This is a genomic window from Streptococcus sp. SS4 (genome assembly GCF_030440125.1).
In the GTDB taxonomy this organism is placed as follows: Bacteria; Bacillota; Bacilli; order Lactobacillales; family Streptococcaceae; genus Streptococcus.
In genome coordinates this window covers 24174-40383 of the sequence record NZ_JAQFJM010000004.1, presented here as the reverse complement: position 1 = coordinate 40383, position 16210 = coordinate 24174, and the positions used below count along the sequence as shown (strand labels likewise).

24 protein-coding genes are annotated in these 16210 nt (G+C 35.9%); 2 read left to right on the top strand and 22 right to left on the bottom strand.

The window, feature by feature from the left end; genetic code table 11:
- From PCY16_RS04505 to PCY16_RS04495, 3 genes are all read right to left on the bottom strand, one after another.
- Positions 1-159, bottom strand: coding sequence for a lacticin 481 family lantibiotic (locus PCY16_RS04505; protein WP_080702563.1), 159 nt, complete (start codon positions 157-159; stop codon positions 1-3).
- A gap of 245 nt (positions 160-404) precedes the next feature.
- On the bottom strand, positions 405-557 hold the full coding sequence (locus PCY16_RS04500) for a lacticin 481 family lantibiotic (RefSeq protein ID WP_037601366.1): 153 nt from the start codon (positions 555-557) through the stop codon (positions 405-407).
- A 25-nt stretch (positions 558-582) separates the two neighbouring features.
- On the bottom strand, positions 583-732 hold the full coding sequence (locus PCY16_RS04495) for a lacticin 481 family lantibiotic (protein WP_037601371.1): 150 nt from the start codon (positions 730-732) through the stop codon (positions 583-585).
- 257 nt (positions 733-989) lie between these two features.
- Between PCY16_RS04495 and PCY16_RS04490 the strand changes: the two genes are divergently transcribed.
- On the top strand, positions 990-1688 hold the full coding sequence (locus PCY16_RS04490; protein ID WP_301354053.1) for a response regulator transcription factor: 699 nt from the start codon (positions 990-992) through the stop codon (positions 1686-1688).
- 16 nt (positions 1689-1704) lie between these two features.
- A complete protein-coding gene (locus PCY16_RS04485) occupies positions 1705-3069 on the top strand; it encodes a sensor histidine kinase KdpD (protein WP_301354051.1) in 1365 nt (454 codons plus the stop codon).
- Between the two features lie 177 nt (positions 3070-3246).
- On the opposite strand, the gene PCY16_RS04480 is transcribed toward PCY16_RS04485, so the two are convergent.
- The 19 genes from PCY16_RS04480 to PCY16_RS04390 form a co-directional block, all read right to left on the bottom strand.
- Entirely contained in the window at positions 3247-3432 is a 186-nt protein-coding gene (locus PCY16_RS04480) for a Paratox (RefSeq protein WP_037601381.1), read from the bottom strand.
- A gap of 574 nt (positions 3433-4006) precedes the next feature.
- The gene (locus PCY16_RS04475) at positions 4007-4447 is read right to left on the bottom strand and encodes an ASCH domain-containing protein (protein ID WP_301354303.1); all 441 of its coding nucleotides are present in this window, start codon (positions 4445-4447) and stop codon (positions 4007-4009) included.
- Positions 4444-4941, bottom strand: a complete 498-nt coding sequence (locus PCY16_RS04470; protein WP_301354048.1) for an NUDIX hydrolase — start codon at positions 4939-4941, stop codon at positions 4444-4446. Before PCY16_RS04470 ends, PCY16_RS04475 begins: the two co-directional genes overlap by 4 nt.
- 2056 nt (positions 4942-6997) lie before the next feature.
- Complete coding sequence (locus PCY16_RS04465; protein ID WP_301354046.1) at positions 6998-7954, bottom strand: hypothetical protein; 957 nt, start codon at positions 7952-7954, stop codon at positions 6998-7000.
- A 311-nt stretch (positions 7955-8265) separates the two neighbouring features.
- Positions 8266-8493 carry a hypothetical protein gene (locus PCY16_RS04460; protein ID WP_301354044.1) on the bottom strand — a complete coding sequence of 76 codons (228 nt, stop codon included), beginning with the start codon at positions 8491-8493 and terminating at the stop codon, positions 8266-8268.
- Between the two features lie 41 nt (positions 8494-8534).
- Positions 8535-9125, bottom strand: coding sequence for a type IV toxin-antitoxin system AbiEi family antitoxin domain-containing protein (locus PCY16_RS04455; protein ID WP_301354043.1), 591 nt, complete (start codon positions 9123-9125; stop codon positions 8535-8537).
- Between the two features lie 201 nt (positions 9126-9326).
- On the bottom strand, positions 9327-9488 hold the full coding sequence (locus PCY16_RS04450; RefSeq protein ID WP_301354040.1) for a hypothetical protein: 162 nt from the start codon (positions 9486-9488) through the stop codon (positions 9327-9329).
- A 12-nt stretch (positions 9489-9500) separates the two neighbouring features.
- Positions 9501-10127: a hypothetical protein gene (locus PCY16_RS04445; protein ID WP_301354038.1), complete on the bottom strand. Its 627-nt coding sequence runs from the start codon at positions 10125-10127 to the stop codon at positions 9501-9503.
- A 24-nt stretch (positions 10128-10151) separates the two neighbouring features.
- Positions 10152-10508 (bottom strand): hypothetical protein, encoded by a 357-nt coding sequence (locus PCY16_RS04440; RefSeq protein WP_301354036.1) that lies wholly within the window; start codon positions 10506-10508, stop codon positions 10152-10154.
- 43 nt (positions 10509-10551) lie between these two features.
- Positions 10552-11118, bottom strand: coding sequence for a hypothetical protein (locus PCY16_RS04435; RefSeq protein ID WP_301354033.1), 567 nt, complete (start codon positions 11116-11118; stop codon positions 10552-10554).
- A 118-nt stretch (positions 11119-11236) separates the two neighbouring features.
- Positions 11237-11416: a hypothetical protein gene (locus PCY16_RS04430; RefSeq protein ID WP_037601391.1), complete on the bottom strand. Its 180-nt coding sequence runs from the start codon at positions 11414-11416 to the stop codon at positions 11237-11239.
- Positions 11417-11418: 2 nt separating this feature from the next.
- Positions 11419-11862, bottom strand: coding sequence for a GNAT family N-acetyltransferase (locus tag PCY16_RS04425; RefSeq protein WP_301354028.1), 444 nt, complete (start codon positions 11860-11862; stop codon positions 11419-11421).
- Positions 11863-11913: 51 nt separating this feature from the next.
- The gene (locus tag PCY16_RS04420) at positions 11914-12402 is read right to left on the bottom strand and encodes a hypothetical protein (RefSeq protein WP_301354026.1); all 489 of its coding nucleotides are present in this window, start codon (positions 12400-12402) and stop codon (positions 11914-11916) included.
- Between the two features lie 14 nt (positions 12403-12416).
- Positions 12417-13070, bottom strand: a complete 654-nt coding sequence (locus PCY16_RS04415; protein WP_301354024.1) for a RadC family protein — start codon at positions 13068-13070, stop codon at positions 12417-12419.
- 21 nt (positions 13071-13091) lie between these two features.
- Positions 13092-13268 (bottom strand): hypothetical protein, encoded by a 177-nt coding sequence (locus PCY16_RS04410; protein WP_301354022.1) that lies wholly within the window; start codon positions 13266-13268, stop codon positions 13092-13094.
- Positions 13269-13280: 12 nt separating this feature from the next.
- Positions 13281-13589, bottom strand: coding sequence for a hypothetical protein (locus PCY16_RS04405; protein ID WP_301354020.1), 309 nt, complete (start codon positions 13587-13589; stop codon positions 13281-13283).
- Positions 13590-13649: 60 nt separating this feature from the next.
- Positions 13650-13997 carry a hypothetical protein gene (locus PCY16_RS04400; RefSeq protein WP_301354018.1) on the bottom strand — a complete coding sequence of 116 codons (348 nt, stop codon included), beginning with the start codon at positions 13995-13997 and terminating at the stop codon, positions 13650-13652.
- A gap of 305 nt (positions 13998-14302) precedes the next feature.
- Positions 14303-15304 carry an ERF family protein gene (locus PCY16_RS04395; RefSeq protein ID WP_301354016.1) on the bottom strand — a complete coding sequence of 334 codons (1002 nt, stop codon included), beginning with the start codon at positions 15302-15304 and terminating at the stop codon, positions 14303-14305.
- 49 nt (positions 15305-15353) lie between these two features.
- A complete protein-coding gene (locus tag PCY16_RS04390) occupies positions 15354-16196 on the bottom strand; it encodes a PD-(D/E)XK nuclease-like domain-containing protein (RefSeq protein ID WP_301354014.1) in 843 nt (280 codons plus the stop codon).
- Positions 16197-16210 lie beyond the last annotated feature (14 nt).

Genomic DNA, 16210 nt, shown 5'->3' with positions numbered 1-16210 from the left:
TTAACAACAGGTAAAGATAGCTTGTAAGCTATTCCAACGACATTCAGCAGAAATAGTATTTACTCCATGACCAGCTCCGCCCAAAAGATTATCTATTTCTTCCATTTTTAGTTCTTGTAACGCTTCCAAAGCTTCTAGATGAATTTTATTATTTTTCATAGTCTATAACCTCATTAAATTTCATGTCGAGTCTGGCTCGAAATTATTTTTCTTTATAAATTGATTCTAAAATTGCAACATAAAGACAAGTTTAAGGCAAAGTAAAGTCAAGATAAATTTCTAATTTAATATATAGTCATAAATTATATGAACTACATGAATGAATAAATAAACAAAATTCATCATATAAAAAAAGAGGTTTCCCTCTTCTTTATATAACAATGTAGATACTTAGTCATCAAAAATTATGAGCAACATGTAGCAAGAAATGCCCAAGTATTCAAGTGACACTCATGTGAAATGGTTTTAAACACACCGTTCCCAGCTCCAATAATTTGGTCAAGTTCTTCAAGACTTACTTCTTTAATTGATTCGATAATTGCATCTTTTTTCATAATTTTCCTCTCTCTAAATTAATAATTATTATGAGCAACATGTAGCAAGAAATGCCCAAGTATTAAGATGACACTCATGTGAGATAGTTTTAAACACACCGTTCCCAGCTCCAATAATTTGATCAAGCTCTTCAAGACTTACTTCTTTAATTGATTCGATAACTACATCTTTTTTCATATTTTTCCTCTTTCTAAGATTTAAGAATAATCTACTAAGTTACCTCTAGCACATGACTATTCAAAGCTATTGATAATCCGTTATTATTTTGAGACTAAGTATCTTTGTTACAAGTAAATTTTACGAAGACTAGGTTAAGACAGAGTAAAGAAATCTTAAAATTATTTTTAAGAATTTAAATTTCCTATCTGCCTACAGTTTATTAAAGTAAGATGGTTTATGGTATAATTAAAATAAATTTTATGGGAGGCGCGTATATGAATTTCGAAGCGCAGCTATTAAACAAACGGATATTAATAGTAGACGATGATGTTTCACTTAGTAAATCTATTAAAGAAGTTTTGGTGAGCAGGGGATTTAAAAATATTAGTAATGCTTACAGTATTAGCGAAGGAATAGATATTTTTTCTATTTCTAAAATAGATCTCATTATCCTAGACGTAATGTTGCCGGATGGAGAAGGTTATCTACTTGCTCAGTACATCAGAAAAACTTCTGATATACCAATTTTGTTTTTAACAGCCAAAAATAATCCAGATGATGAAATTAAAGGATTAGATTCAGGTGGTGATGACTTTGTCACAAAACCATTTCTTCCTAAAACTTTAATCTATCGTATAATTGCTTTACTGAGGAGAGCATATAAAGGAGAATCAGAATTAATAACTTTAACTTCTTGTATCATTGATTTAAATAATGCTAGTGTAAAAAAAGAGGAACAGCATTTATCACTAACTCCAACTGAAATACAGATTCTAAGAAAACTATATACCAATAAAAACTATATTGTGTCAACAGAAGCAATCTGCGATACTATTTGGGGAATAGATAGTTTCGGATATGAAAAATCCTTAATGGTACATATTCGTAATATAAGAGAGAAGATAGAATTATCCCCATCAAAACCACATCATCTCATTACAGTCAAAGGGCTGGGTTATAAGTTAGTTATCTGAATTTACGGAGTCCTCTATGAATGTTTTCAAAAAAGGTATATTAAAATTTATTCTCGCCTTTCTTACCATAATATTTATCGATTTTGTTCTATTAGTAGCTACAACCAACTTTATCCGTAGCCAACAATCTCCTATAGATATCATACAAGGTGTATCTTCGAACATCACCCCATCAAATGGAACATATAAAGTTAATCAAACTGCAGAAAAACTGATTAAAAAGCACAACTTATGGGTCATGATTCTTGATCAAGAAAGTGGAAATGAAAAGTTTAATATCAAAAAACCTAAAAATATAAAAACACAATTTGATTATGCCGATGTCATAAAGTTTTCACGTTATTATTTAGATGACTATCCAATATTCACTCAAATAAAAAAAGAACAAAAAGATATTTATATAATTGCATTTCCAAAAGAAAGTATCATTAGATACGGAAATAATTTCTTTGATCTAAAAAGAGTTCAAATTTTTCCGATTTTAATTTTAGTTATCATATTTGTTAACTGCCTATTTTGCCTATTCCTATACCTTTATAGTGTTACTTTCTTAAATCGCAACATCCAGCCAATTATTAACGCAATAGGTAAATTACCTGTCGGTTTAAACAAACAGGTAAACTCTGTTCAAGAATTAAATAGATTAACTTTAGCGGTTAACTCTGCTAACAAAAAACTACGTAAAAATGAAGAATTCAAAGAGAATTGGATTTCTGGAATAGCTCATGACATCAAAACCCCTCTCTCAGTTATCGTGGCTAATACATCATTAGCTATTGAAAAAACAGACAATGATGACCTATTAAAAAATTTGAAACCTACGCTGGTTGAGAGTCACTATATTCAAAATTTGCTAAACGATCTCAACATATTCGCTAGACTAACAAACAGTAATTTAAAATTAAATCAAGAAATAACAGACATTATACCCTTCTTTAAGGAAATAATCATACAAATTATTAATCAAGAGATTTGGAATGATTTTAATTTTGAGTTTATTCCTGATAATAAATTGTTGGGTAAAAAAATGTACATTGAAAAATCTTTGATGTCTAGAGTTATTCACAATCTCATTTATAATTCTGTATTGCATAACCCTTCTGGTTGTAATATTCAGATTGTCCTTAACTATATTTCCCGTAATAAATTTTCAGTTATTATACGTGATAATGGAATTGGAACTTCTCCAGATAGACTTAAAAATATTAATAAAATTGAGGAATTTAATTTTGATATTTCTGGGGTTCGCAGAAGTGGTATGGGACTAAAAATTTCTAACCAAATTGTTGATTTACATGGAGGTAGTATGATTATCACAAGTGAACAAGGAGAATATTTTCAAACAGAAATTATCCTTCCTATTGAGTCACCTACCTTATAGTACCCAGTCATTCCATTTTAAATAATTGAGGTTTGGGATTCTGTCAATATTTTGGACACATTTTGGGAGGAAAATTAAAAGCTAGCGCCCTTCCACGAGATCATAAAATGAATTTTATAAGCTCGTAGAAGGAGTGCTATTAACTAAGCAATCATCTTACTAAAAAGCTGCATCATTTTAGAACTCCTTCAACTCTTCAAGGACAACATCTAAGTCCTCTTTTTCCACTATTTCTCCAGGCTCTACTTTCTCTCCTGGTAAAACATAATCATGTATCTTGCCATTTCGTCGAATAATACTGATTTTATCTCCCTTGATAAACCCTCTTTCTATCGCTTCCATTACTTCATCATATGTCATCATTTTATATACCTCCTATTTTCTACAATATATCTATTCGTAAAAGATATCAAAAAGTAACAAAAAAATCATTCAAAGTTAAAAAAATTTTATGCCTATTTGTTTTCTACTATCAGTAAACATCCGCTTAGGTTTGGAGAGATTCCCAATGTAATGCTATATCATCCAACTCTTCTGGAGTTGTCTCTTGTGCCGATGACAGCTGTTATTTCGAAAACTTAAGTAGCTCTTTTTTATGATATGGTACCTCAAAAGAGCCTGTTCAAAAGCCAAATCTCTGTCACTTTTAGAATTAAAACGCATCTGGTGTATCTCCTTTTAAAAAAGCCACGTATTAAATACGTATCTTAACTTTCTACTGAACTTCAGGCCCTAAGACGAGATAGAGAATATCTCGCTTAGTATCATACTCTCAGGCGTGTACATCAACTTCAAACATGACTTCCGACCTTTTTGTTTAGCCCTGCGGTCGTACCGTTCCTGTGCTTCTGTATAATATCGCTTACATTACATCATTTTTTAACCCTTTTGAAAATAAGATCCAGATCAAAAAACTCTCCAAGAAGGAGAGTGTGTTCTATAATGGATAAACCTTACGAAATTCTTCTAAAACAACCTTGCTGTCAGGTGTAAAAGTCAGTCCGGCCTCGCTCACCCACTCGGTGAAAACCTCCTCATGAACCTGACGCCAATAGGCCAGAGATTTATCACCCTCACCTTCCTTGTAGGCATGGTCGGCTGACACTTGATGGAAAGGCTGAACAGAAACCTTTGTGACTTCGACAATGCAGACAGCCTGATCTTGACTGTCTAAAATAACATCAAAGGTCCCTTCTTGTGGCAGGGGGTCGTTATCAACTGCATAAAGATCATAGGCGGATGCAGTTGCCGTCTTTTCACCTTTTAACACCAAATCTGCCAAGAGATCGGCTTCTACTCCAAAAGCCCAAGCATCGATTTCATCTCCGATTGAGGGGTTAATTTGCTTGTAGGCATTCCACATTTCTTGAGGTGTCATTTCTTCTCCTTTATTTCTTTTACTTTCCAATTATTATAGCTTGTCAGTTCTAATTCTGGAAATCCTCGCAACTCTGCCTTCACCTTCAATACTAAAGGTGAAGCATTGTCTGCAGTAATTTCTTCCAAATTCAACCAAATTGCATTTGCTGAATCATTGCTTCCATCAAGAAGCTCCTGAGGAAGGGATTGTTGAGAGCGTTCGAAATCGAGTACGATATCATAAAAGGCCATGATATGGTATACGGCGAAGTCTTGCCCTTCTTCTTGAACCAACACATCATAGATTCTAGGGTTTGAATAAGAGCTTATCGCATATCCTGTCTCTTCCAAAACTTCTCTCTTAAGAGTTTCTGTCAACCCCTCACCGAGTTCTTGACTACCACCCGGTAAATCAAAACGCTGTTGATAAGGTCCTCTCGTTTTCTCAATGCAGAGAAGTTTCCCATCTTTAAGACAGACTCCGTATACACCAAAGTGATCTTTGATTTCCATATTCTTAACTTCCTAGCTTCATTTATTTTTTACCATACCTATCATCATACATTTATCTTGGGTTGGGGGGGACTCTTTATTAAAGACATTTTGTCTATTTAACTTTAACAGACTTTCAAAACAAAAAACGCAAGAGTTTCCCCTTGCGTTAAACGTCATGGTGAGAAAACCCCATGAGCACATAATTAATTCTAAAGCTATTTTACCATATTTGTAAAGACTTTTCAACCAAAAATATACTGTCAATTATTTTGTGTTTACACAACTTATTTTACACTACCTTCTCACGCTTTCCATTACTTTATTTTGTATCATTCTTGTCCTTACTTATTAATTTTGCTCAAATCATTTTCACTAACTGACCGTTATTTGTACGTTACTCTTGACTTAAAGCTAACTTTTATGCTATTATTTGCGTAATGAGAGGATACCGTAGGACGTCTGGTAACAGAGCGTTCAAAGGAAGTTGCTTTGGTGACTTCGGGTGTGGGACTGCCTTCAGCTTCAGGCCGTAAAGACCCCATGTACCAAGAAGTCCTCTCCTTTTTTATTTGCTCTTAACCAAGATTAAGGGCTTTTTATTTTACACATTAAGATCAAAACTGCTTTTTTGGCAAAATCATACAGGGATTGAGCAGCTTGAATCGCTTTACCATACTTATTAATTTTCTTCAAATCACTTTCACTAGCAGACCGTTATTTATACGTTGCTATTGACTTAAAGCTAACTTTTATGCTATGATTTGCATAACGAGAGGATACGGTAGGACGTCTGGTAACAGAGCGTTCAAAGGAAGTTGCTTTGGTGACTTCGGGTGCGGGACTGCCTTCAGTTTTAGACTGTAAAGACCCCATGTACCAAGAAGTCCTCTCCTTTTTATTTGCTCTTAACCAAAGTTAAGGTTTTTTTATTTTACACATTAAGTTCAAAACTGCTTTTTTAGCAAAATCATATAGGGGTTGAGAAGCTTGAATCGCTTTACCATACTCATTAATTTTCTTCAAATCACCTTCACTAACTGGCCATTATTTGTACGTTGTTCTTGACTTAAAGCTAACTTTTATGCTATGATTTGCATAATGAGAGGATATCGTAGGACGTCTGGTAACAGAGCGTTCAAAGGAAGTTGCTTTGGTGACTTCGGGTGCGGTGCTACCTTCAGCTTTGAGCTGTAAATAACCCTTACTGACATTGGTCCTCTCCTTTTTATTTGCTCTTAACCAAGGTTAAGGGCTTTTTATTTTATATCTTAGATATTTTTTTCAAAAGAGTGTATGCGTGTACCAAACTGCTTCACTTTAGAAGGTTATAACTATAACCATTTGAATGAATAGCGATCCAAACTGTTTGTAGCATTGGATTCTCATTCTTATAAAGATAATTTCTAAGGTATCATTTATATTATTGAGGGATGTAATAAACACCAGGGACAACCAGACGGTCTTAACAGGATATTATTACTAAAGTAAATACGAAAACATGGCTCACTTCTCTTTCACATACAAAAAAAGCGTAGGAGAATTTCCTACGCTTCACGCTATGTTAGAATTCCATAGCGTTTCCATTAACCCTCAATGAGGTGAGAACATGGAACAAATTATCTAGTGTCATTATACTAAAAGACTAATTCTTTATCAATAAAAAACATAAATATCTTTATCTTTAGTTTTGATAAACTCTTAGACTTTCTAACTTTTTGGGTGCCTTAAAGGATATCAGGTCGTTCTTAGCATTTTACTGTTATCAATTCAGACACGCAGACCAAATAACTCACTTTCACATACAAAAAAAGCGTAGGAGAATTTCCTACGCTTCACGCTATGTTGAAATTTCACAGCGTTTCCATTAATCCTCAATGAGGTGATATCATGGAACATATTATATTGATACTGTTATTATACTAAAAGACTAATTCTTTAACAATAAAAAAACATAAATATCTTTATATTCTGTCTTTAATTCTGATTTTAGTCCTCATGTATTTTTTAAAACATGAAAATAGCGACTAACGGAAAGCATAACCCCCAAAAGTCAGAAAACTTTTATGGGGGGAGCTCAATCCATATTATATCTCTTTACTATATAATCCTTTATATGTTCTTCCATCAGACGTGTTCTATTAATTATCATGTTTTCTAATCTCTCAATCATCTCTAACAGTTCACTTAATTTGAGATTCTTGATCTGACATGTTTTATTTTTATATTTTTTTACTTCTTCTTCACAAATAGCCTTACCTGTCAAGATGTTAAGTGGCATTCCATTTTCAATAAAATTATTAAACATAAAATAATCAACAAATTTCTCAAATGTCTCAAAATGGTCCAACCATGTTCGTATACCATCTGTGTTATTAATATAAAGAGTATATAGAATATCATCTTTATGTTGAGATTTATGATATTCCCCATCTAGTGCATGTTTAATCTCTAAAAGAGTTAAATCTACTCGATCTTCTATATAAGAACCTACACCACGACTCATATTATATTTGCTATTTCGAAAACCTTCACTTTTCTTAGGCGTAGGCCAGATAAAAGATCCACCTAGAGTTCTTGTATTTTTCACATAATTAATTAGTTTATTTAAAATCCTATTTCTCTCATCAATAGATTCATTTTTAGATAAATAATTAATTCTAGCTAAAGGATACTTGAGATGACCATAGGATTGCTGATATACATATTCAGCTCCCGAAAAACCAAATTGATCTGAAGTAAGTCTGAACAGCAATTCGTCATTTTGCTTCACAACAATTTTATATTTGTCATTATCTTTTATCTTTTTCTCACTGTCACTAGTTAGTTTAGCAAGTTTAGGGGGAATAAAAGAATATTTATTTTTATAATTACTTTCACCCTCTCTTTTTCTTAGAAATTCCGTTAAAAAATTATAGTAGGGTGTATCAATGTCCTCTCTACAATCAGGATCAACATATTTACCACCATTCAATACACTTCTATAATAATTATCAAACTCATTACGCTGAAATATAATCGTTTCTTTTTCCACTTTAAACCACCATCCTTAATTCATTTCTAACTACTCTATATCTGAAAATCATCGGATACTATCAATAATTTTGTGTTTACACAACTTATTTTACACTACCACCAATACATAGCAACTCCTTAATGATGAAGTCATCATTGAGTGTGATAAAGACCAAAGCCTTGAAGATACAGCAAGTCTAATAGTTATGGCACCTAACTGGATGCCTGATATCAACCTTCGTGCGGATGGATATGAATGTTCCTTTTACCAAAAGGATTAGAGACAAAAAACGGTTCACTACCTAAAATATGGTAATGAACCGTTTTATATTACATAATAGTTATCATAAGTTCTCTAACAATCTGAACTGATTTCTCAAAAGAAATATCTTGTGCATATTTGAATTGTCTTTGATAACGTGTCCAAAGTTGCTTTTGATACTCATCAGTCTCAATACTATTTAGCTGACTCTCCCAAATATCAATAGCCTCTTTACTACCTCGTTTTTCTACAGTATTGCCCAGAGCTTTACGCAATACATCAAAATCTATAGCCATATTCATAATCTTTGACTTCAAGCTATTTGCATTGGAAAACATTAGGCTAATACCTCTATGTAAGATTGCAACTTATTAGTCACCTTGAATAACTGTGCATAGTGAAACAGTTTTGAAGAGTTAACTTTGTGATTTTGAAAATACATCTTAAATGCAGGAGCTATAACTTGAACATCAACTTGATAAACTGGTCTTAAACACTCTGCTAAAACCCTCTCCGGCTCGTATACCTTAATCTTCTGCCCCACTTGTCGCTCAAGCTCAATAATTCCCTCATCATAATAAGAACGAAGAACTATCGGACGTATACCTTCTGATTTAACATTTTTTGTATTGGTTCCATAAGGGAAGCTCATGGTCATCTCAAAGGGAACTGTTAGTGATAATCCATGTAACCAAAGAGCTGTTTCTAAAGAAAAAATTCCTTTTGAAAAACGTTGCTGCGTCACAAACCATTCGTCAAGATAAGTATCAGGGAGGCGATATAACCCCTTTCCTTCAACCTCTACTTGTCCCTCATCAATCATTCTCAGCAACATTTTGTAAGGTAGTTTCTCTTCAAGTACTTGTTGAAAGGTCAAAAATCCTTGATGTCGTTGAAAAGAAGCCATAATCATTTCAATATTATTCATAATAGCAGTATCCTTTCGTAGGAAATAAAATGCTAACACTTTTATTAAATATTAGCATTTTGTTTCTTTTTATCAACTATTTCGGGTTTAACTCCTTCACTAAGGATGCCACCAGAGCACGAGTTTTTGGCAAGCGATAAAAATCAGTAGACCGTTTAACCCTTTTAAAAAAGCCACGTATAAAATACGTAGCTTACCTTTCTACTGAACTGCAGGCCCTAAGTCGAGATAGAGAATATCTCGCTTAGTCGCATACTCCAAGGCGTGTTCATCAGCCTCAAACAAATCTGAAGCTAGAAACGTTTTCGCAAAGACGGTTGCGTCTTTACGTTTAAATGTTGCTGTATAACTATGTTTAGTCATTATCTTTCTCCTTCAATATTCATATTGACCTTTAACTCCACTATAGAACCAGTAAACAGCTTTCTCATATCCTTGCTGAAGAGTACCGTTAGCATCCTCCATTAGGTCTCTCAAGGAATAAAATCCTCGGTAACTGTCTAATGCAGATTCCATCAGACAGAAAAGATATGTTGGCATATCTTTTGTTCCCCAAGCTAGAAGATCTAATTGACTTAAATCATCTCTTGCTTCCTTTGGAAAATGACTCGGAAAATTACTTGTCGTAAAATTTCCATATTCTTTTGCACGCTGTAACATAGTCAAGCGAGTTTCCAACATGTGTATATCAGCTTCTTGAAAAGCTTCTGCATGCTCTGTGGTAATAATCAACTTTGATAGACCAGGATTGATTTCCTCAACTTCATAATAAAGTGAAGATTCAAACGGGATTTCAATCGGAGGAAGGTTAGATACTCTCTCTCGATTCAAAACCACGTTCTTAACAGGTAGAAGTCGCAAACTTTGTTGCATATCCACTTTTTTGGTGTCGACAATTGATGAAATTCGGTCATTGATTAAGTCTGACGGAAAGCCAGCAATATTACTGTTATATTGTTGAACCCTTTCAATGTAGTAAAGTCCTTGAGTGATTCCTGTCATTGTTTTTCTCCTTCTCGATTCAAATCATGCCATTACAACATCGTCAAGACCGAGCTCTTTGAGCTCCTCTTGTGTCTCGCTATTGCTTTCAGTTGTCTTCAATTTGATAACAACATTCAGTCCCATAGCACGTGCTTGTAACAATGCTGAAGCGAGTGCTGGTTCGAGTTTTCCCTCAACGAATAGGGTTTGAACCTTACGCTCCTTCATTTCCAGAATTCTCTTGAGATAAAGACAAGAGAGTTCCAAGAATGAATAGGATTGAGCGTTATCAATCCGAGGGAAAGTTGTAACGCCTTCAAGAAGGTCTTTGGCAAAAAGATCCGCAAAAACCTCTTGAGTTTTTTTGTTTTTATAAATATAGATATGTTTTTTTGTCATTGTTTTTTCTCCTTTATTTTACAAACTAGTTTGTCATAACTCTCTACTTAACAGAAGGAAGCTCCTCGACACGACGTAAGAAAGAAAGCAACTCCTTGCGCGTGTTGATGTCTTCAACATCTTCTGTTACTGGCGTATCGTAAGTAAGATGATACTCACCATTGTCCCAGCTCTTAAAAACAGAAGGCTGGCAGAACTCAATCTGGTCATCTTCTACCTGATAAACCAGGTTAGCCATGTAGCCATTATCAAAGTAATAGCGATGGAATACAACCTTACGATTGCTTCCCAAACGTACCAAAACTTCTGGATTTTGACGTTTATATTGGGTTGGTTTAATGAAAAACCCAAATTGTGACCTTAAACTAGTCATCTTTAAGTCTTCCATTGCTACCAACGCCTCATCATAAGAAATAGGCTTTAACCCACTTTGTTCTAACAAGGTATTGATAGCAACCATTCCATCCTTCTTGATAAAAAGATGGCTATTCCCAGTCTTATCCAAAAACTGATGCAAGGTCATTCCTGAAAATGAACCATTAACCTCTTTATCAGAGGAAATACGTTCAAACAGTTTTCTTCCTAGTAAATTTGTTGATAATGTTGTCATTGTTTTTTCTCCTCCATAGAAAAAGAGGAAGGTGTAGCCTAGGGCTAATACCTTCCTCTTTCTCTTATATATCAAATATGCGATGTATCTTGCACGATACACTATTTATAGCGGTAACTCACCACTGCATCTCATCAAGTTCTCGTGGGCTTAACTTACGCCCCAATTTTTCTTCAACACGCGCAGCCCAGACAAGATTGCCATTCTTAATCATTTCAATCTCCTCTGGTGTCTTGTAAGGTTTATTCGGTAAACCTGAAGACTTCCAGTCTGCCTTAAATTGTTCAACTATCCTCATGGTTAGCTTTCGCCTCCCTTCAAAAACCGGTCAATGAGCAACTGGCATGCTGGTGCATGAAACATCACACGGTTTGTATTTGCAATACGACTGCAACCGTAGCGACGTACGTAGTAATCTAAAAGAGCAGTCTTTGAAAGACACATCATGAAGCCCTCAAAACCACGATTGAAAGCATCTTGGGCAACATGTGCTAACAAACGCCCTGCTACCCCCTGGTTTTTCTTGTCCATACGAACCTCTAGCTTATGAACAAAGGTGTAAGCATCTCTAGGTTCTGGAGTGAACTCAATCATTCCAGAAATCTCCCCTTGAATCACAAAACCACTGGTCATAGCATCAGATGAACTCCTTACCGTCCAATCGACTTCAAAACCTTCTGACGTCAAATCAGATAAGGTCGAAATCTCATCTGAACTAAAGGTCCAAAAGAAGGTCTCTTTCATGCTTTGTCTCCTAGCTACATCTTTTTCTTTATACCTATTATAACACCATTTTTAGATAGACAGTCGGCCTAAAGCAAGCTCTTGATCATAGACTTCCTCTAGCTCTTTTAGATAAGACTCGGAATAATCTCCAAGGTCTTCATCTGTTAAGAGTTCAGTGGTTACCCCTTTACCTGGGACATTGCGAGTCATAACGGTTGCTTTATAAATAAAGTTCACGCCAGACTCTGCATCTACATAATCAAATGTAGCAGCCATTGGGATATCACTAAGAGTGCTATCTTGCTTTAAGATGTTAGTCAAAAAGCTATCGATATTCTCTCGAATATTCCAGTTCCCATAAGCTGTAAAAGGAAGTGTCACTGAGACAAATCCTTCTTCAGTTGTGATACAATCCGCTTCACTTGGAGAACCTTCTATAGTCGTAGGGTTCCAAGCTTTTGCATTGATTACCCTATGAGTAGCCACAAGCACTTCAATATCTGAGTATTTTGGTGCGGTAATAGTTACCTTGCCAAAGGCATTAGAAATATTTCCCATTTTTTTCTCCTCTCCTAGAAACAACGCATTCTTCCACTATCTCTGAAAGAATAGTATTTATCCTTCGTTACGATAACATGGTCTAAGACCTCCATCTCAAAGAGCTTTGCAGCATCTTCAAGGGCCTCAGTCACATTAATATCATTACTGGAAGGATACACGTTTCCAGAAGGATGGTTATGAGCTACCAGCACGTAGCGAGCTAAATTCTTCACTGCATAGTGAAAAATCTCTCTTGGACACGCCATACTACGATGAACGCTACCGATGAAAACTACTCGCTCCTCGATAACGTTACAATGTACATCCAAGTACCACACTACAAGGTGCTCTTGTTTCTTATGTCCATAGGCTTTTTGGATACTTTGAGCAAAATATCCAGTCCCAGTGACACAAGTTGGCTTTTCTTCCTCACCTTCTGAACGTTTGAAAAGTTCAAGCATTGAAAGAAAGGCAATGGCATCTCTCTGAGTTAATCCATAATTTTTCAATTCCTCGATACTTAACTCACAGACCTTCTTAAATACCTTCTTAGAGTCTCCTTGCAATTCAGAATACAAGGCATCGACCCTTTCTGAAGGGATCCAGTGATTCAAAGCCCTTTTGAATAGCTCTCTATCACCAAAGTCCCTAGGATGCCTTACTTTTCTCCTAGTAATTTTTGTCATATTTTTTTCTCCTTTACGTTGTTAAACAACAAGCCATTCAGCCTGCAGCTGCATAGCGACTGCTGCGGTTGTAGTTACTTTAAAAAGCAAACGCTCCTGGTTATCCCTTGCAACTACAACAGCAGTACCTCCCTTATACAAAATCGAAATGGTACTTTCTCGAGGAAGTGTCTCTAGTAGGATACTTATTCTATCCATAACTACCTCCTCCTAGGCTGGTGCTACTACCCACATAGAGCGGATAGCTTGCACTTTTCTATTTGTTTCTGCACGGTCTAAGCGACAATCGCTATCAAACTTAGTACCGTAGACTTCTTCGTATACCTCTCGCATACGTTTGCCCAGGTCCTCAATATGAGACAATTGTGCTTTCGAAGCGCGTGCATTGAGGTCAGCCATGTAGCGATTATAGACTTTTCTAAAAATCGCATTCAGTCTGCTCTCGTTTTCTAAGTACCATTTAAGAGAGTACTTCTTGTAGTGCTCTTGCAACCACTTGGCTTTTTCATAAAACGTCATTGTTTTTCTCCTCTAAAAAAATGGCCCTAGGACCATTTTTCTTTTGTTGTTAATATCATGTCATGCAATAGCATTCGCCTTCATAATTAAGGCTCGACAAATCGCACGACGTTTTTCACGGGGAGCAAAATAGTCCCCAAAGTCTTTGTAATAGTTTACGTCCTCATTAGTATAGGACTTACATGGGTGAGTATCGTCATACACGATGAGCCATACTCTTTCCCCCTCTTGCTTTTCACTCATGGTGTTAATCCCCATGAGTTCAAGCTTTTCAAGGTCTTCAAGAGTCGCATAGCTAATACTTGTGCGATACCCAAGCTTAACAAGAAGACTATTGATAACACCCATAGGCTTTGTATGTGCCTTGGGTTTTCTTGCTCCCTCTTTATAACAAATGATCTTTATCATTTTTCCTCCTCCTTTCTCAACTACGAAATAGATGCTGAATCCCTTCTACAAAGAGAATTGGGATCAGAAATACGATTACTACAAGTAGCTTGAAAATTAGCTTATTGCGTAATATATGGCATAACGCAATATAAGCTAGAATAGCTATAAATCCGATAAACAACCACTCTGGGAGTGTTTGATTAAAGAATTCATACCATACTTCTTGCTGTTGAGCATAAGTCATGTTCGTATTGAAAAGTTCAAACATATGTTCCATTGTTTTTCTCCTTAATATAAAAAGTGGTCTTTTGACCACTTTATTACTATTGTTGTTGTGCCTGCTGACGTTGTTTAGAAACAAAATCTGATAAGGCTTTGAGTTGAACAGTCAACCCTTGGCTTTCGCCTAGCTCAGACCACTCAAGCAACTGGCTTTCTGTGGCTCCAAGAGACAGTGCTGCTTCTTCACCACGAGCAACCATTTGAATCAGTTGTTCATCGTTACAAGCAGTTTTTGTCACTTTTGGCTGTGTAGCTGTTTCACTCGTTTGTGAAGATGATTCAGCTTCACTAGTTGCTTGTGATACACTATCACTTGCAACTTTGTTAGATGAAGTCACCTCACTTAGAGATGTCTGTTCACTACTACTCAAAGAAGTAGCAAGCGACGCTGACTGAGCAGTCTTTCCATAGCGAGCACCTGTTGGCTTACGAGGTGTTTTCGCTTGGGCTTTTGACTGATAATTATGGTTACTATCATAATTACCAGTTTGTTGAACTGATTGTGAATGATTTGGCACATTTGGCACATTGTCCATATCCAGTTCTTCGCTATCAGCCTCAATGCCAAGAAGTGTTTTCACCTCGTAGCGTCGCAGATAAGTTACTTGAGCTCCTAGGTTCTTAATGTCATTGACATTATAGAATACAGGAACAGACTCAATGTCGTAAGAGACACCACTTTCATGAAGTAATGTTGTCACGACTTTGACTCCGTTAGCATTACCAAACGGGATATGTTTGGTTTGCTGAGTCAAAGTTAGACCATACTTATTGAGTGCTGGACGTACAGCCGCTAGGATATCGGATAACGGTGCGAACTTAAAGTCAACGTTCTTAAACGTAACTCTACTTGTCGCAGTTACCGACTCGAACTCAGCTTGAGCCTTGGCCAAAGCCTCAAACAATGGAGCCATAACTTCCGGCTCGTCTTTTTTAGCTTGCTCAGCCTCTAACTGCATTTCTGCCTTAGCTAAAGCTACTTTAGCTTCAATAAGTTCAGTAAGCAGGTTTTTTTCATTTGTGTTTGCAATTGTTTCAGTCATTGTTTTTCTCCTTAATTAATAAAAAATGGCCCTAGGACCATTTTTCTATTTATTGTTGTAAAAATTCTGCCACTGTTTTTGCTGTTGTTAACGACTTATTCGTTAAACAGTAATCACAGTGCCCGCATCCTTCGACAGACTTATGTGCTAAAGCATCTTTAAGTGCTTCAACATGTCCATAGAAGATATCTCTCCCCATTTCGATAATAGTATCATCGATTAGAATTAGCTCCTTATCGGGAACAGGTTCTTTTGAAACTGCCATAATATAAGGTGTAAACTCATAACCGTAGGTTTGCTTCAGCAACTCCTGATATACGTACATTTGTAGCGTATACTGATATTCTACAATGTTATAGAGAAGAGACTTCGTATAACGATGAAGTGTCGTCGAATATTTTTCCGACTGAAGACTCTCCATCGTCTTCAAGTCAACGAAATAACCGCCTGAAAGATTCAGACTATCAATTTTGCACTTGAAGGGAATCCCTTCCAGCGTACCAGTGATAATCCGTTCTTTCTCCACCATCTCATCATCCGTACCATGATACAAACGATGAAAAAGCTCCTCTTTTTCTAAAGCAGCAATCATCTTATCTGCTTGTTTGAAAGAGGCTTTTACCTGGCCAGCGGTTTTTCCTCGTTGACTTATGATCTTATCTTGGTTCATTTCCAAGAATGCTTCATGAGCTTCTCTAGTCTCAAAGTAAGAATGGACATAATTACCAACAAGTAGGCTTTCTGTCTCCGTCTTCTCAGGCCAAAAGCCCAAGTCAACAACTTGCTGTCTTAAGGGACATTTAATGTACTCCTTAAAACGAGAAGTAGACATGTAATGCCTATCTTGGTAGTAATTATCCTCTGTCAATGGAGGAAGTAACTCTACTGTCATTTTTTTCTCCTTTA

What these genes read in the sequence shown, in the direction of transcription:
- PCY16_RS04505 (WP_080702563.1), bottom strand. Translation starts at nt 159, where the DNA reads ATGAAAAATAATAAAATTCATCTAGAAGCTTTGGAAGCGTTACAAGAA.
- PCY16_RS04495 (WP_037601371.1), bottom strand. Translation starts at nt 732, where the DNA reads ATGAAAAAAGATGTAGTTATCGAATCAATTAAAGAAGTAAGTCTTGAA.
- PCY16_RS04490 (WP_301354053.1), top strand. Translation starts at nt 990, where the DNA reads ATGAATTTCGAAGCGCAGCTATTAAACAAACGGATATTAATAGTAGAC.
- PCY16_RS04485 (WP_301354051.1), top strand. Translation starts at nt 1,705, where the DNA reads ATGAATGTTTTCAAAAAAGGTATATTAAAATTTATTCTCGCCTTTCTT.
- PCY16_RS04480 (WP_037601381.1), bottom strand. Translation starts at nt 3,432, where the DNA reads ATGATGACATATGATGAAGTAATGGAAGCGATAGAAAGAGGGTTTATC.
- PCY16_RS04475 (WP_301354303.1), bottom strand. Translation starts at nt 4,447, where the DNA reads ATGACACCTCAAGAAATGTGGAATGCCTACAAGCAAATTAACCCCTCA.
- PCY16_RS04470 (WP_301354048.1), bottom strand. Translation starts at nt 4,941, where the DNA reads ATGGAAATCAAAGATCACTTTGGTGTATACGGAGTCTGTCTTAAAGAT.
- PCY16_RS04460 (WP_301354044.1), bottom strand. Translation starts at nt 8,493, where the DNA reads ATGGCTATAGATTTTGATGTATTGCGTAAAGCTCTGGGCAATACTGTA.
- PCY16_RS04455 (WP_301354043.1), bottom strand. Translation starts at nt 9,125, where the DNA reads ATGAATAATATTGAAATGATTATGGCTTCTTTTCAACGACATCAAGGA.
- PCY16_RS04450 (WP_301354040.1), bottom strand. Translation starts at nt 9,488, where the DNA reads ATGACTAAACATAGTTATACAGCAACATTTAAACGTAAAGACGCAACC.
- PCY16_RS04445 (WP_301354038.1), bottom strand. Translation starts at nt 10,127, where the DNA reads ATGACAGGAATCACTCAAGGACTTTACTACATTGAAAGGGTTCAACAA.
- PCY16_RS04440 (WP_301354036.1), bottom strand. Translation starts at nt 10,508, where the DNA reads ATGACAAAAAAACATATCTATATTTATAAAAACAAAAAAACTCAAGAG.
- PCY16_RS04435 (WP_301354033.1), bottom strand. Translation starts at nt 11,118, where the DNA reads ATGACAACATTATCAACAAATTTACTAGGAAGAAAACTGTTTGAACGT.
- PCY16_RS04430 (WP_037601391.1), bottom strand. Translation starts at nt 11,416, where the DNA reads ATGAGGATAGTTGAACAATTTAAGGCAGACTGGAAGTCTTCAGGTTTA.
- PCY16_RS04425 (WP_301354028.1), bottom strand. Translation starts at nt 11,862, where the DNA reads ATGAAAGAGACCTTCTTTTGGACCTTTAGTTCAGATGAGATTTCGACC.
- PCY16_RS04420 (WP_301354026.1), bottom strand. Translation starts at nt 12,402, where the DNA reads ATGGGAAATATTTCTAATGCCTTTGGCAAGGTAACTATTACCGCACCA.
- PCY16_RS04415 (WP_301354024.1), bottom strand. Translation starts at nt 13,070, where the DNA reads ATGACAAAAATTACTAGGAGAAAAGTAAGGCATCCTAGGGACTTTGGT.
- PCY16_RS04410 (WP_301354022.1), bottom strand. Translation starts at nt 13,268, where the DNA reads ATGGATAGAATAAGTATCCTACTAGAGACACTTCCTCGAGAAAGTACC.
- PCY16_RS04405 (WP_301354020.1), bottom strand. Translation starts at nt 13,589, where the DNA reads ATGACGTTTTATGAAAAAGCCAAGTGGTTGCAAGAGCACTACAAGAAG.
- PCY16_RS04400 (WP_301354018.1), bottom strand. Translation starts at nt 13,997, where the DNA reads ATGATAAAGATCATTTGTTATAAAGAGGGAGCAAGAAAACCCAAGGCA.
- PCY16_RS04395 (WP_301354016.1), bottom strand. Translation starts at nt 15,304, where the DNA reads ATGACTGAAACAATTGCAAACACAAATGAAAAAAACCTGCTTACTGAA.
- PCY16_RS04390 (WP_301354014.1), bottom strand. Translation starts at nt 16,196, where the DNA reads ATGACAGTAGAGTTACTTCCTCCATTGACAGAGGATAATTACTACCAA.